This window comes from Virgibacillus natechei (assembly GCF_026013645.1).
Classification (GTDB): Bacteria; Bacillota; Bacilli; order Bacillales; family Amphibacillaceae; genus Virgibacillus_L; species Virgibacillus_L natechei.
This window is the reverse complement of record NZ_CP110224.1, coordinates 695,089-709,680: the sequence shown is the minus strand read 5'-3', so window position 1 is coordinate 709,680 and position 14,592 is coordinate 695,089. Positions and strand designations below refer to the sequence as shown.

The 14,592-nt window shown below is 39.3% G+C and carries 13 protein-coding genes and 1 pseudogene; 1 reads left to right on the top strand and 13 read right to left on the bottom strand.

Going from position 1 to position 14,592, the window contains the following annotated elements:
* Nucleotides 1–137 precede the first annotated feature (137 nt).
* From OLD84_RS03910 to OLD84_RS03875, 8 genes are all read right to left on the bottom strand, one after another.
* The gene (locus OLD84_RS03910) at nt 138–962 is read right to left on the bottom strand and encodes an urease accessory protein UreD (protein ID WP_209461814.1); all 825 of its coding nucleotides are present in this window, start codon (nt 960–962) and stop codon (nt 138–140) included.
* Complete coding sequence (gene ureG, locus OLD84_RS03905; protein WP_209461813.1) at nt 955–1,575, bottom strand: urease accessory protein UreG; 621 nt, start codon at nt 1,573–1,575, stop codon at nt 955–957. The genes OLD84_RS03910 and ureG overlap by 8 nt, the downstream gene beginning before the upstream one ends.
* Nucleotides 1,576–1,639: 64 nt before the next feature.
* On the bottom strand, nt 1,640–2,326 hold the full coding sequence (locus tag OLD84_RS03900) for an urease accessory protein UreF (RefSeq protein WP_209461812.1): 687 nt from the start codon (nt 2,324–2,326) through the stop codon (nt 1,640–1,642).
* Nucleotides 2,319–2,774: an urease accessory protein UreE gene (gene ureE / locus OLD84_RS03895; RefSeq protein WP_209461811.1), complete on the bottom strand. Its 456-nt coding sequence runs from the start codon at nt 2,772–2,774 to the stop codon at nt 2,319–2,321. Before ureE ends, OLD84_RS03900 begins: the two co-directional genes overlap by 8 nt.
* Before the next feature lie 10 nt (nt 2,775–2,784).
* Nucleotides 2,785–4,503, bottom strand: coding sequence for an urease subunit alpha (ureC, locus tag OLD84_RS03890; protein WP_209461810.1), 1,719 nt, complete (start codon nt 4,501–4,503; stop codon nt 2,785–2,787).
* Nucleotides 4,500–4,823 (bottom strand): urease subunit beta, encoded by a 324-nt coding sequence (locus OLD84_RS03885; RefSeq protein WP_209461809.1) that lies wholly within the window; start codon nt 4,821–4,823, stop codon nt 4,500–4,502. Before OLD84_RS03885 ends, ureC begins: the two co-directional genes overlap by 4 nt.
* 139 nt (nt 4,824–4,962) lie before the next feature.
* The gene (locus tag OLD84_RS03880) at nt 4,963–5,265 is read right to left on the bottom strand and encodes an urease subunit gamma (RefSeq protein ID WP_209461808.1); all 303 of its coding nucleotides are present in this window, start codon (nt 5,263–5,265) and stop codon (nt 4,963–4,965) included.
* Between the two features lie 530 nt (nt 5,266–5,795).
* Nucleotides 5,796–7,169: a glycoside-pentoside-hexuronide (GPH):cation symporter gene (locus tag OLD84_RS03875; protein ID WP_209461807.1), complete on the bottom strand. Its 1,374-nt coding sequence runs from the start codon at nt 7,167–7,169 to the stop codon at nt 5,796–5,798.
* A gap of 144 nt (nt 7,170–7,313) precedes the next feature.
* Here OLD84_RS03875 and OLD84_RS03870 point away from each other — a divergent pair, with 144 nt between their 5' ends.
* A complete protein-coding gene (locus OLD84_RS03870; protein ID WP_209461806.1) occupies nt 7,314–8,519 on the top strand; it encodes a helix-turn-helix domain-containing protein in 1,206 nt (401 codons plus the stop codon).
* 276 nt (nt 8,520–8,795) lie between these two features.
* On the opposite strand, the gene OLD84_RS03865 is transcribed toward OLD84_RS03870, so the two are convergent.
* The 5 genes and pseudogenes from OLD84_RS03865 to OLD84_RS03845 all read right to left on the bottom strand — a co-directional run bounded on the left by OLD84_RS03865 (nt 8,796) and on the right by OLD84_RS03845 (nt 14,138).
* Nucleotides 8,796–10,247: an MDR family MFS transporter gene (locus OLD84_RS03865; RefSeq protein WP_209461805.1), complete on the bottom strand. Its 1,452-nt coding sequence runs from the start codon at nt 10,245–10,247 to the stop codon at nt 8,796–8,798.
* A 537-nt stretch (nt 10,248–10,784) separates the two neighbouring features.
* Nucleotides 10,785–10,913, bottom strand: a pseudogene (locus tag OLD84_RS03860) (Gfo/Idh/MocA family protein); the annotation flags it as partial.
* A 335-nt stretch (nt 10,914–11,248) separates the two neighbouring features.
* Nucleotides 11,249–12,529 carry a TRAP transporter large permease gene (locus tag OLD84_RS03855; protein WP_209461804.1) on the bottom strand — a complete coding sequence of 427 codons (1,281 nt, stop codon included), beginning with the start codon at nt 12,527–12,529 and terminating at the stop codon, nt 11,249–11,251.
* A 4-nt stretch (nt 12,530–12,533) separates the two neighbouring features.
* A complete protein-coding gene (locus OLD84_RS03850; RefSeq protein ID WP_209461803.1) occupies nt 12,534–13,031 on the bottom strand; it encodes a TRAP transporter small permease in 498 nt (165 codons plus the stop codon).
* Nucleotides 13,032–13,106: 75 nt separating this feature from the next.
* On the bottom strand, nt 13,107–14,138 hold the full coding sequence (locus OLD84_RS03845) for a TRAP transporter substrate-binding protein (RefSeq protein WP_209461802.1): 1,032 nt from the start codon (nt 14,136–14,138) through the stop codon (nt 13,107–13,109).
* Nucleotides 14,139–14,592: the final 454 nt, after the last annotated feature.

Here is a 14,592-nt window from a genome sequence, read left to right as displayed (position 1 = left end):
TATCCTTCCTATTGAAAAGCAAGAATAACTTTTACATATCATAAGACTTTTTAAAAATCCTGTCAAATCAGGAAAACAAATCAGATAATAACGTTCTAAGTGTCCCTTAATCCTGTTAGATTGTCAGCACATTATTGTTAGTATTTTCTAAGAAAGCTCGGTTTAGATTGAAACCATTCTTGACTTATTACATGGTGACAAGCCGTAAATATGCTTTCAATAACCTGTGTCTTATTAGCCATTACCCTAATTGTAAAACCAGGCACAGCAAGCTTTGATATTCCTGCTCTAAACTCCCCTTCTTCCTCGTGAATTGTTTCATACAATTTATCAATCAGATCGGAATCGACTTGTTCCCCAATAACAAAAAATGATCCTAAATGGGTATAGCCTTCCATAAAACCAAGCCCATTCATATGTTGTGCCTTTGGCGTCAGTTTTATATGATCAAATGCGATTAGCTCATCTTCCATATAGATTTCATTAACCAGACGAAGTGTATCGTAGCTGAAACGTTCTCCCTCAGGTGACCAACCTGGAGTCAAGATATCGGAATAAAGTAATGTAGCCCCTTTTTCCATGTGTACAATATTTTTTTGATGGTAGCGTGCATCTTTGTAGGCTATAAGCGGATCTGGCAAATATTCTAGATAACTGTCCTTCCCAAGATAAATACTAGATTCCTGATAGGCATGACTAATTGGTGTCTTGTAGACTTTTGTAGCAGATTGGGTCGTCAAGGTGAGTTTCGCATTTTCACGAAGCGATACTTTCATTCGATACGTGTCCCCATCTAAATATCCACCGCCCGGATTTAGAATATAATAACAAGGCTGGTTGGACTGATTATGATAAACGGGACGCATTACTTTAAAGGCTCCTTGAAAGTATACATTTTTAGCAACTGTCTTCCCTTGGCGATCTTCTACGTCGAGTTCGAGAACACCTGTCCAATCAGGCATCTTGTTCCAACCCTTTTAACAATGCATGCTTCTTAACCCAGTCAATTACCTGATCCAAGCCTGTATCATCTTTTAAATTTGTAAAGATGAATGGTTTGTTTCTACGGAATACCTTTGTATCCGATTCCATGATGTCCAGATTGGCACCAACAAATGGAGCCAGGTCCGTTTTATTAATAACAAACAAATCGGATTTAATCATTCCTTGGCCACCTTTACGAGGGATTTTTTCTCCTTGGGCAACATCAATTATATAGATAGAGAAATCAACAAGTTCCGGACTAAATGTAGCTGCAAGGTTATCTCCGCCGCTTTCTACAAAAATAAGCTCAATATCCGGATGCTTCTCTTCAAGCTCTTCAATTGCAGCAAAGTTCATAGATGCATCTTCACGAATTGCAGTATGTGGACAGCCACCAGTTTCTACCCCAACAATACGATCTTGTGAAAGAATCCCGTTCTCCACTAAAAATTTGGCATCCTCTTTTGTGTAAATATCATTGGTAATAACCGCCATACTAACTTCTTTGTCCAGTTGACGTGTAATCTTTTCTACTAGCATAGTTTTACCTGCACCAACAGGGCCACCTACTCCTATTCTGATCGGTTCCATTTCTAACACTTCCCTTTCATTTAAAATTTCCTTATCACATTAGAAAACTAGTCTTTATTTTTCCTTAACTACTAAAAATACGAACATTGACCCGCTCATGCATCATTTGCGATAGTTCCAGCCCTGGTGATACAATGCCAAATGCTTCTTCATTCAATCGCATGATTTTATCGGTTGCTTTCTTTAAATTTTCCTGAAATGTGTAAATAACCTTTTGGCCTGCCGTTTGTCCTAAGGGGATTGCTCGCACTGCATTTTGAACAAGGCCGGCAATAGTAGAATAAAGATAGTATAGAATGGTCGTTTCCTTTTGCACTTCCAAAAAATGCCCAACCATTGTAAACACAATGGCAGGATGTCCGAAGGCCCGCTTCTTTTTTATCCGTTCTTTATAAATAGATAAAATAGGTGCCTCATAAAGTGCTTCAGCGATTTTCAACAAACGGTCCCCCATACGCTGTGTACCGTCACGTGTTTCCCTTGCAAGGCTTTGCACGGTCAACTTACGATCAAGTTCCCAAATTTTTTCAAGATCCCCTTCGCTTAGTGCATCATATACCAAACTTGCAGCTAGCCCGTCAGTGTAAACAAGCTGTTCCTGTAAATAAACTTCCAGCCACTCAGAAAATGTTTCCCGGTCGTGGACAGCCCCTTCCTGAATATAGCTTTCCAGTCCAAATGAATGACTGAATGCACCTGTTGGAAAGTTGGAATCACAGAGTTGAAATAAGGATAGAACTTTATTATCCATGGCTATGTCCTATATGCCGGAACGCTTGTTTAACTTTTCGTTCTTCCTGTTTAAATGGAATGCCTAATTCTCGCAATAATTCTTCCACGAGGTAATCATATTGCACAAGCATATCAGCTTCATCAAACTGTGCTGGCAGATGTCGGTTGCCGAGTTGATGAGCAATGGTTCCCATTTCATGCATCGTGCGCGGGCTAATAACTAATAAATCGTCTGATAGCACATCGATAATAATCATATTTTCATCATCCATATAAAGAACATCGCCAACTTTTAGGTCACGGGGGTCCTTCAGTCTAATACCCAGTTCACGACCATGATCCGTCTCCACTCGCTGGATTCTTTTTACTAAATGTGCGCTCTCAAGAATTACTTTTTCTTTATGACGTTTTTCTATTTCAGCTTGCTCTAAATCATTTATGTTTGTAACGACTTTATCAATAATCATTTCCTTCACCTCAAAACAAGAAGTAACGTTGGCCCATTGGAACGGTATCAACAGGATCACATGTGATTACTTCCCCATTTATTTTTACTTCATATGTCTGTGGATCTACTTCGATATCCGGTGTTGCAGTATTTAACTTCATATCTTTTTTCGTTAGGTTACGAATACCGCGTACAGGACGAACCATTTTTTGCAGTCCAAGCACTTCTTTGATATTATCATCATAAGCTGCTTGCGAGACAAATGTAATCGAACTCTGGGATATACCTTTTCCAAATGCTCCGAACATCGGTCGATATATCATTGGCTGTGGTGTTGGAATCGTTGCGTTTGCATCACCCATTAACGCTTGTACTGCTAATCCATTTTTAAGAATCATTTCTGGTTTTGCTCCGAAGAATTTCGGATCCCAGATAACAAGGTCCGCCATTTTTCCAACTTCAATGGATCCAACGTAATCAGCTATACCGTGGGTAATGGCAGGGTTAATCGTGTATTTAGCAACATAACGTTTCGCCCGATTATTATCCGCGTACTCACTATCCCCTTCCATCGTCCCTAACTGTTTTTTCATTTTATCAGCTGTTTGCCAGGTCCTTAACGCAACTTCACCAACTCGTCCCATTGCTTGTGCATCGGAGCTTGTCATACTGAATACGCCTATATCCTGTAAAATATCTTCAGCCGCAATCGATTCACTGCGAATACGTGAATCAGCAAATGCAATGTCTTCGGGTACAGATGGATTTAAATTGTGCGCAACCATGACCATATCAAGATGTTCATCAATTGTATTTACGGTGTATGGAAGCGTTGGATTGGTTGAAGCTGGCAACACATTCATCATACCTGCCGATTTAATTAAATCGGGCGCATGTCCACCACCAGCACCTTCCGTATGGTACATATGAATGACACGGTCTTTTATTGCTTTCATGGTATCTTCAAAAAATCCGCCTTCATTTAAGGTATCCGCATGAAGCGCGATCTGAATATCATACTTATCGGCAACACGTAGTGCATAGTCTACTACAGAAGGTGTTGCACCCCAATCTTCATGGATCTTCAAGCCAATTGCACCCGCAAGAATTTGTTCAGCTAATGGCCCTTCCGTAGCTGCATGACCTTTCCCAGTTAGTCCAACATTGATCGGAAATCCTTCTAATGCCGCTAACATGGTGTGCATATGCCACTTACCAGGAGTCGCAGTTGTCGCCCTTGAACCTGCACCAGGGCCAGCACCTCCACCGATTAATGTGGTCGTTCCACTAGTAAGTGCGACATCGACTTGATCTGGATTAATGAAATGCACATGTGTATCAATTGCCCCCGCAGTAATGATCTTACCTTCTCCGGAGATAACTTCCGTAGAAGCACCAATAATAATATCTACATTATCCTGAACCAATGGGTTTCCACTTTTACCGATTCCGGAAACAAGCCCATCTCGAATGGCAAGATCTGCTTTAATAATGCCTGTATAATCAAGAATAATGACATTTGTTATAATCGTATCAGGAACGCGTTCATCTTCTTCACGTGTTATTAGCGGATGTTGTCCCATGCCATCACGAATGACCTTTCCACCGCCAAATACGACCTCTTCGCCATATTTCGTAAAGTCCTTTTCAACTTGAATAAATAAATCTGTATCTGCTAAACGGACGGAATCACCAGTTGTCGGTCCATACATTTGCGCATATTGATCTCTCGACATTTTAAAACTCATGTTACATTCCCTCCTTCTAATGGTCCGTCAATTTTATTATGAAAACCATAAACCTCTCGTTTTCCAGCATAATCAATTAGCTCTACTTCTTTTTCATCACCAGGTTCAAATCGAACCGCAGCACCAGCAGGAACATTCAATCGTTTGCCATAAGCCTCTTCTCGCTTAAATTGTAATGCATTATTCACTTCATAAAAGTGATAGTGCGAGCCGATTTGTATGGGTCTATCGCCAGTATTGATTACAGTAACTTTCGAAGGTATTGCTTTTTCATTACAATTAATTTCTTCATTTTTTAAAATAAATTCGCCTGGAATCATCGTCAATATATCTCCTTCCCTATTCTAGCAATGAGGAACGTATCATCTTTCCTACTGCATTTAAGTGCAACGAAGGACATTCGCCTAAAGACTCGGAAGCGAACGCCAATATTTCTAATTTTCCATTCAACTTGAACCATCACCGAATCGGATTGTGTACGGTAACCAACTTCGTACCATCTGAAAATGTAGCCTCTACTTGAATATCATCTATCATTTCCGGAATACCATCCATGACATCTTCACGTGTTAGGATCGTCGCACCATACTGCATGAGTTCAGCTACTGTCTTGCCGTCTCGAGCACCTTCAATTACCTCATATGTAATAAGTGCCATAGCCTCTGGATGGTTGAGTTTCAAACCCCTTTCCTTTCTGCGCCTTGCAACATCTGCAGCCACTACAATTAAAAGCTTGTCAATCTCTCGTGGTAATAATTGCATGCTTTACCTCCTGAAATATAGTCTGTTGTACAATTAGTTTCCCCATAATTTGAAATTTGAAAACAATTTATTTCCAATTCGTTTAATGCAAACAAAAAATCAGTAAAAACCGAAGTAAATAAACCAAGCTACAGTACTCGACTAGTCATCGACTTGTTTGTGAAATAAGTAACAAAGTAATAGTTAGTGTTAAAAGATAATAAAACATAATTTGATTTTATCCTAAAAATATAAGCTAGACATTGGTGTCATCCATTTTCAATGTGTATTGAAGGAGACGGTGGATCTCCTGAACAACTAAAAAGAGAGGGAATCTATTTTCCATTTAGTAGATCAACTAATGAAAAATAGGTTGGGTGTTGATGTAAATTGTTGTCGATAATACGTACGGTTTAATGCTTCTACCCTATTCTACATAATCCCCGAGGAAAATCAAGCTTTTTATTTGGGGCTTCTTCCATTCGCTCAAAAGGAAAGAAAAGCGACTAACCATCGAGAGAAAAATGGTTAATCGCTTCTTCACGCTGTTCCTATTCTTTCGCTGCAAGATCTGCATTAATCTGTTCAAACATCTTATCATTCAATTGGTAGCCATATTTAAAGATAATAAAACAAATTACACATGAAATCGCAGGCACCAGTATCATCATTACTTCAATCCCAATTAACGTATCAGCAGTCTGAGCAACATTAGGAACATAGCCAATGATCGTCAGTCCGATTCCTCCAACAAACCCTGCAACAGCCTGGGAAAGTTTTCTCATAAAACTATAGAGAGAATAAGTGGTTCCCTCCTGCCTGACCCCAGACGACCATTCTCCATAATCGATAACATCAGAAATAAAGGCCCATACGAGCATATTCGGAATATTGATCCCGAGCATCCCCAGCCATAGAAGGGGCAATACGGTAGCCGCTGTCGTAGGCAAGATAAATAATAATCCCATTGCACCAGCACCTATTACAAACCCTATTAACGTTAATGTCTTCTTCCCTAATTTCTTGGTCAATTTCGGAATAAAAACTACTAACAGAACAACAGACGCGATATTTAGCATGTTGTATACCGAAAATAGAAACGGGTTATCCAAATTATAAGTAAAGAAATAAAGACCAACTGATTGATTAATTAACATGGCCATGAGTATGAAGAAAGACATTAATGAAAGTGCCAAAAACGGTTTATTTTTCAATACTCTTGTATACATTTGCATATTCATTTTTTCCGGTTTTGCCGACTGAACTGGTTTGATACGCTCTTTTGTATTTCTATAGGTTAAATAATAGAGCACTAACGCAATCACACCAAACATTGCAACAACGGCAGGATATCCAATCTGTTCAGAAGGAAACAGTGCTACCAATGGAACGACTAGAATCCCAACTGAAAATACACCAATTTGACCGCCTAAACCACGAAAAGAAGCCAAACCCGAACGCTCTACCGGGTCCCTTGTTATCACAGAAGCCAATGAACCATATGGAATATTGACCATCGTATAAGCCATACCAAATAAAATATAAGTCACATAGGCGTAAATTAGTTTACCGCTTTCAGAAAGATCCGGCGTAAAGAACACGAATACAGCCATAATGACTACCGGGATTCCGGCCCATTTCATATAAGGCCTAAATCGCCCATTCTTGTTAGCTTTTCCGAAGCGGTCAACGATCGATCCCATTAATGGATCATTAATCGCATCCCAGATTCGTGCTACAAGAAATAATGTACCTACTGCTGCTGCAGATATACCAAAAACATCTGTATAAAATACCAATAAATAGGTTGTGACCATCGAAAATGTTAGATTATTTGCCGTGTCACCGAGTCCATAAGAAAGCTTTTCTTTAAAACCTAGCTTATCTTTCACAATTGGCTCTTCTTTAATAGATTGATTTTCCATTTTGTTGTACCTCCTAGTTGCAATCGTTTTCATGATTCTATTATAATAGAATCATAGTATTTTTATAAGGACTAAAATAACATTTAAAGGATTAATATAGCGTTTTCAGAGAACGCTTTCCCAAAATAGAGAGGTGTAAAGACGATGGAACACTCAAAAATTATTTCTGCAGCTATGAAAATAAATCAACTAACTGATTTAAATACATATGTTATCGATAACAGTGGAGAATTTGTCTTTTATCATGAAGATATTTCAATACCTGCTTTCATGCCAGGATCCGGTCAAGAAGATGTATTAAACCTGTATAATCAAATGATGATTCAGCAAATGAATCAATTATATTCCTACACAAACGAATGGGGGTTGCACTACCTCGGTTATAGCTTTTCAACTAACGATTCGTTTGCTGTCATTATCGGTCCTTTTATGTATTTAACTCCTGATATGTATGGCTTATCCAGAGAATATAACCTCCGTAACAACGAAAGCGAAGACCTAAGGAGTATGTGCAATCAGATTCAAGTTCTCAAGACGGATAAAGCTAATAGTTTTGCTAGTATTCTTCAACAATTTGAATTGCTGATAAACAAAGAAGCAGTCCCCATACGAATAGTAGCGAACAAGGATAACGAAAAATACAGAAAAAGAGAAAACAATTCCATCATGAATGATGATGCTGATATTGTAACAATGAGGTATAAATTAGAAGGGAATATCATGCATGCTGTTGAACAAGGAGACAAGACCACAGCTATTAAACTATTGAATTCCAATGATATGTTGTTTTCTTTTTCCGAACGGTTTCCCAATCAACCACTTAGGAGAGTGAAAAACCTAGCTATTGTTTTAAGTACACTATTACGTAATGCTGTAATAAGAAGTGATGTTCCAGCAATTTTTGTACATCGTGTATCCGAAAAGTATGCCTATGAAATTGAATATTCAAATCAATTATCCAAACTACAGCAATTATACGAGGGTATGGTAGAAGAATATACAGACCTGGTGATTGCCAATACTTTAACCCATTATTCAAAAGTTACTCAAAAGGTCATCGAATACCTGATAAGCTTTTATGACAAACAAATTGATAAAAATGAACTGGCGGAACTTTGTTTCACACACCCGAGTCACCTGTCAAGAAAATTCAAACAGGAAACAAACATGACGATTACCGGTTACCAGCAAATGATCAGAATGAACCAAGCAAAACATTTATTAAAAAATGAAAACATATCTATTGAAGAAATAGCGTGGTTAGTTGGGTATGAAGATGCGTCTTATTTCACGAGGGTTTTCAAGAAAGAAACAGGGTATACGCCTTCTCAGTATAGGGAGAACAACTAAAACAGCATATAACCCTATAACTCTACCGCTAATCTAGAGGGTGGCGAGAAGCCACCCTTTGATAACAATAGATAAAGTTGCAGTACAAATGCATTTACGAAGTCGGGTAATAATAAAACAATAATAAATAGGTTCCTTTTATAACTTCTGTAAGTGATACATTACTAATCCCAGGAGCAACAAAATCATTCCTACAGCCAGTGTAACGATCATAACTACTCCCGAAATGAATAGGATCAATAGGGTCAATTACTTACTGTGCATCCAACCCTGCTATCACGCCTTTTTCCGGCGGCGATGCATCCCTTGATTATAAGCTTCGTCCCACTCCGCATCCGTTGGAGGGTAGGTTCTCTTCAATTGAAAAGAAAGCAGCAGGGTGATTGCGGTTAAAAGGCCAATCAGCCCTAAGGAGATGATCGCACCGAAAATATCCGGATTGGCGACACTCGAGTTCGATCGCGCGGCGTCGGCAGTTGTTGTCATTGTGGTAACGAGTATCGCCGTTCCTATCGATGCGCCCACTTGCCGCGTTGTATTCGTGACCGCCGCTCCATGCGGAATCAGCTTAGGGGGCAATGTATTCAAGCCAGCGGTATTAACCGGCATCATGACCATGGAAAAGCCGAACATACGGATCGCAAACATAACGGAGATAAATACGAGCGATGTCGTCGTGTCAATGAATAAAAACGCAAAAGTCGAGAGTGACATAAGAACCAAACCAGGAATAGCGAGTGCCCTTGACCCAAATCGGTCAAAAATACGACCCGTTATTGGAGCCATCAACCCTGCTAGCAAAGCACCGGGCAATAGAACAAGGCCCGCTTCCATCGCCGTAAACCCGCGCATATTTTGCAGATACAAGGGAATTATCGTTTCCAAGCCAATTAATCCTAAAAATCCAATGCTACATATGATGGTGGACAAGGTGAACATTCTTTGCTTGAATACCCTTAATTCAAGCATTGGTTGTTCCATACGTAACTGACGTAACGTGAAAATCACGAGACTAGCAAGACCGATAGCAAGGGTGGCGAAAGTAATTGGGCTTCCCCAGCCGTTATTGCCAGCACTTGTAAAGCCATAGAGTAAGCTTCCAAAGCCAATCGTAGATAGGATCACCGAGGCCGGATCAACTTTGCGGTGCTTGCGCTCTGTAACATTTCTCATTATATAATAGGCGACAACCATCATGATAAGTGCCAAGGGGAGGATACCCCAAAATAAATAACGCCACTCATAGTTCGACGTCACCCAGCCGGAGATGGTCGGCCCAATAGCCGGAGCAAACGAAATGACAAGACCAATATACCCCATAGCCGTCCCGCGTCGCTCCACCGGGAAAATGAGAAGAAAAACCGTCTGCATAAGCGGCATCATAACCCCGGCACCTGCAGACTGAATAATCCTCGCAGTGATCAGGGAAGGAAAATTCGTCGCCAGACCACCGAGCAATGTGCCAAGCGTGAAAATAGCCATTGCCGTCAAAAAAAGCTGACGTGTCGTAAATTTTTCTATTAAAAATGCAGTAATGGGGATCATGATGCCATTGACGAGCATGAACACGGTTGTTAGCCACTGCGCCGTATTTGCTGAAATATTCATCTCTTCCATAATAGGAGGAATGGCTGTAATCATCAGCGTCTGATTCAAAATGGCGATAAAAGACCCAGCAATTAAAAGACTCGCAATTAGAATTTTATTGTCAGATTTATTTTGATTCATAATAGGTCCTCCACGTGTTTTCAAAGACTACTAGAAAAGATACGCCTTTTCACGCCAATCAGCAAATAAAACAACTCACTAATTATGTAATAATGTATACCATAACAGCAATCGATTGTAATGGATGGCTATAATCTATGAAAGCTGCCTCTAGAAAGAACAACATAAAAAAAGGAGCGCCAATGACAGTGCTCTACAAAAAACCTAACGGAGCCGAATATGTGTAGAGTACCTTTTGCAGGCAAATCCATGGAATCTAGAACAGTAATGAATTACACCTGTTCAATATACTAGAATATTTCTGCGACATAAAGTTTGATTGTGACTTGGCGAGCCTGTGAAAGGTCTATATTATCGATTCTCTTTAATTCTTGACCTGTTTAGTAGAAAAGTATTCGGATGAGAAGTATGGGAAACAGAAGAGGCACAATATGCGGAGTGGCTTGTGAAAAAGGCGGTCATCAACAAAAATCTAGGGTGCCCCACTCGTATTACATTCGGACAATGGTAGCCCGATGAAAGCAGCAACATTTCTTTCTTTAGAAACTCATCTACTTTCTTTTTATCTGGATCATAAACCCAAGTCAAGTTTGCGCCAACTTCAACCACTCCATTACACATTCCATAAATATGTCCATGTTCAAGTGAAACGGCTGCAAACAGGAACCACCTTCAAGGTCTATTTACTTTCTTTAAAGTCTTACACCTTCTTCTGCACTCTCGATAATTCTTCAGAAAAACTATTAATGATGCCTTTGGACTTGATTTGTTTGGGACACCGATATGTACCTAAGATACATATCCGAATCTTATATCAGCTATTTTGAGCATACGCTGACCCCCTTTTTCAATGATTGAATTCAGATTATTATTTGGTTTTTCTTGTCTCTTCTTCAATTCTATTCTTTAATTCTGGTGCGAATGATTTCTCGTCTACTGGAAGTTTTATTCATAATAAAACACCCCCTGTACACCTAAATGATGATGGGGATGTTTATAATCTATTGTCCTAAAATATCCGGTAACCATAACACGACTGACGGGACAAGGGCTACTATTAATAACATCACTATCATGATACTATAAAAAGGTAATAGTGCTTTGGTTGTTTGTTCAATCGATATTCTACCAATCGATGAACCTACAAATAGTACCGTTCCAACAGGTGGTGTGATTAACCCAATACCTAGACATAGAATCATTACAACACCAAAATGAACCGGATCCATTCCGACACTTGTTGCAACAGGTAGTAATATCGGTGTTGCTATTAATATAAGTGGAGCCATATCCATTATCATTCCTAAAAGTAATAAAATAAGAACGATCATAAGAACTGTTACGATATCATTCGGAGAAATACTTATTAAACCGTCCGATACCATGGCTGGTACTCTTAATAACGCTAACAACCAGCCAAATGCTGAAGAAGCCGCGATTAAAAATAAAACCATCGCTAGTGTTTTAAACGTTCTTTGTAAAATAATACCCATTCTTGAAATACCAATATCTCTAAACACAAAGAATGTGATAATAAACGCATACAATGTACCAATAGCAGCAGACTCAGTAACGGTGAAAAATCCACTGATAATACCACCAAGGATGATAACAGCAGTAAGTAAGCCTAACAAACCTTCCCAAACGATTCCAGGAACGTCCTTCTTTTCTACTACCTCGCCTTTAGGATAGTTTCTTTTCACCGAAAGAATATAGACTATAACCATTAATGCCAATCCAAGCAGTAATCCAGGAACAAGTCCTCCCATAAATAAAGCACCAACAGAAACACCACCGGCTGCTGTTGAATAGATAATCATGTTATGACTTGGCGGAATCAGCACCCCTTGCGCTGAACTGGAAATCGTCGTTGCAACCGAAAATCCGGAATCATATCCCTGTTTTTTCATCATTGGGATCATAACAGAACCTACAGAAGAAGTATCAGCAATTGCCGACCCTGATATTCCTCCGAAAAAGGTACTAGCAAGCACGTTAACCAGTGCGAGTCCACCTCTAATTTTTCCGATGATAACATTAGAAAGATTGATTAATCTTCGTGATATTCCACCTTCATTCATTATTTCCCCAGCAAGTACAAAGAATGGTATAGCTAGTAAAGAAAACGAATTTAACCCACCTACCATTTGTTGTATAAGAGCTGATAGGTCCAGTTCCATATACAAACCAGTAGCCAAGGAGGATAATATAAGTGAAAGTGCAATTGGAATTCTAAATATGAGCATTAGTAAAAAACTGCCTATTAATATAACTACTCCCATCGTCTCACTCCTCACTTACATCGTCTAGCTCTTGATGCATTCCTTTTCTAAATAGTAGTTCTATCCCATTCAATGTTACGAAAACTCCTGCGATTGGCATGCAGGCATATAGCACACTGGAAGGCCATCCAATTGCAGGCATCGTTGAACTGCTTGTCAATACAGTAAATTGCCACCCATAGTATATTAAAATCATACCAAAAGCGATAACTAATGCTTTTGCCAGATAATCAAATATATCCTGAACTTTCTCGGGAAACATGTTAACCACAAGCCCAACACCGATATGAAGTTTTTCTTTAAATCCATATGCTATACCAAAAAAGCTTACCCAAACAAATAGTAATCGGGATAATTCTTCAGTCCAGGCAGGTGCCGTGCCTAAAATTTGTCTCGAAAATACTTGATAAAGAATTACAAGAACCATTACTACCAGTATTATTAAGGAAGATACTAAAAGTAGCCGATCCAAAGCATTTTTGGTCATCTTTAAAGCCTTCATGATGAATCCTCCCTTAGATTAAGAGAAGTGAGATTACCCGAGTGAGGAACCCCACTTCTCCTCCTCCACTATTACTTATTCTGTTAATCTATCAATCCATTCACTGTACTGGTCACCAAACTCATCATAGACAGGTTGAACAGCTTCTCTCCACTCATCCGTATCCTCAACTTCTACAAGTTCATTACCATTTTCTATAACAGCTTCTCTAGATTCTTCTGTCAATTCAGCCCAAGCTTCACGCTGCACATCAACAGACTCCATTGCGGCTTCTGTAAATGCCTCTCTATCCTCATCACTTAGATCATCCCATAAATCTTCGGACCCCAGTAATACTTCCGGCGTTCCTTGATATCCATTTACCGTGAAGTATTCGGCTACTTCATAATGATTAGACGTGTAGTAACTTGGGAAATTATTTTCCGCACCATCAATGACACCTGTTTGCATCGCAGAATATACTTCTCCGTATTCCATTGGAGTAGCTGATGCACCTAATGATTCTACAATAGCTATCGCCAAGTCAGAGGATTGCACTCGAATTTGAAGCCCTTCCATATCTTCAGGTGTTTCAACCGGACGTTCAGAATTATAAAAGCTTCGCTCACCAGAATCATAGAATGTTAGACCAACTAATCCTGATCCATCTAATGTCCCCAGTAACTCCTGACCAACTTCACCATTTAACTTATCCCATTTTGCTTCTTCATCGTCAAATAAATAAGGCATGGACAGAACGCCAATTTCATCTGAGAATTGAGTTAATGGTATTGAATTAACCCGTGCTAACTCGATAGTACCTAGTTGTACTTGCTCAAGTACTTCTGACTCTTCACCCAATTGACCGCCAGCATAGACTTCTACTTCATAACGTCCGTCTGTTTTTTCCTCTACTAGTCTAGCAAACTCTTCGTTGCCAATTGTAGTAGGATAATCTTCCGGGTGGTTTTCCGCTAATGTTAATGTAACTGTTTCTTCCGTTTCTTCTGATGTTCCATCGTCATTTCCTTCTTCTGATGCAGCATCATCTGTTTCGCCTCCACAAGCCGCTAAAACAATTACTACTAGAAACAAAATCGAGAATAAATACACTAATTTTTTATTCATTCTATTTCCCCCTCAAATTTGGTTGTAACTGATTTCTGTTCCAACTAACTTTATAACACTAACTAAATGGTGAACATTTAACCTCCTTCATTATTTTGTTCAGCAAACAAACTAAATAGTTGATACTTATATTATAATTGTAAGCGTTACAATAATCAAGCGTTTTCATTTAAAAAATAAGAGAAAGTACCTACATATTCTCTAAGCGAATAACACAAACGCCTAAATACTGTCACCTCAAACAGTTCATATTTAAAAATCTCAGCAATAAATCTGAAAACTTTCTTCTTCTCACTGGCTAAAACGGGCACATCCTGGGACTGCGCGTAAATGCTCGTCCCACCGAAGACCATTGGGACTGCGATTCTTCTAAAACATTTGTGCGTCGTAAACGCAGACTTTGGCTTCCGTCACAAAGCTTGGCGATAAGCCAAGCTTTGTGACAAATATCTAC

Coding starts and splice junctions, on each gene's coding strand:
- OLD84_RS03885 (WP_209461809.1), bottom strand. CDS start 4,823: ATGATTCCAGGCGAATTTATTTTAAAAAATGAAGAAATTAATTGTAAT.
- OLD84_RS03880 (WP_209461808.1), bottom strand. CDS start 5,265: ATGCAATTATTACCACGAGAGATTGACAAGCTTTTAATTGTAGTGGCT.
- OLD84_RS03855 (WP_209461804.1), bottom strand. CDS start 12,529: ATGGGAGTAGTTATATTAATAGGCAGTTTTTTACTAATGCTCATATTT.
- OLD84_RS03875 (WP_209461807.1), bottom strand. CDS start 7,169: ATGGAAAATCAATCTATTAAAGAAGAGCCAATTGTGAAAGATAAGCTA.
- OLD84_RS03900 (WP_209461812.1), bottom strand. CDS start 2,326: ATGGATAATAAAGTTCTATCCTTATTTCAACTCTGTGATTCCAACTTT.
- ureG (WP_209461813.1), bottom strand. CDS start 1,575: ATGGAACCGATCAGAATAGGAGTAGGTGGCCCTGTTGGTGCAGGTAAA.
- OLD84_RS03845 (WP_209461802.1), bottom strand. CDS start 14,138: ATGAATAAAAAATTAGTGTATTTATTCTCGATTTTGTTTCTAGTAGTA.
- OLD84_RS03865 (WP_209461805.1), bottom strand. CDS start 10,247: ATGAATCAAAATAAATCTGACAATAAAATTCTAATTGCGAGTCTTTTA.
- OLD84_RS03910 (WP_209461814.1), bottom strand. CDS start 962: ATGCCTGATTGGACAGGTGTTCTCGAACTCGACGTAGAAGATCGCCAA.
- OLD84_RS03850 (WP_209461803.1), bottom strand. CDS start 13,031: ATGAAGGCTTTAAAGATGACCAAAAATGCTTTGGATCGGCTACTTTTA.
- OLD84_RS03870 (WP_209461806.1), top strand. CDS start 7,314: ATGGAACACTCAAAAATTATTTCTGCAGCTATGAAAATAAATCAACTA.
- ureE (WP_209461811.1), bottom strand. CDS start 2,774: ATGATTATTGATAAAGTCGTTACAAACATAAATGATTTAGAGCAAGCT.
- ureC (WP_209461810.1), bottom strand. CDS start 4,503: ATGAGTTTTAAAATGTCGAGAGATCAATATGCGCAAATGTATGGACCG.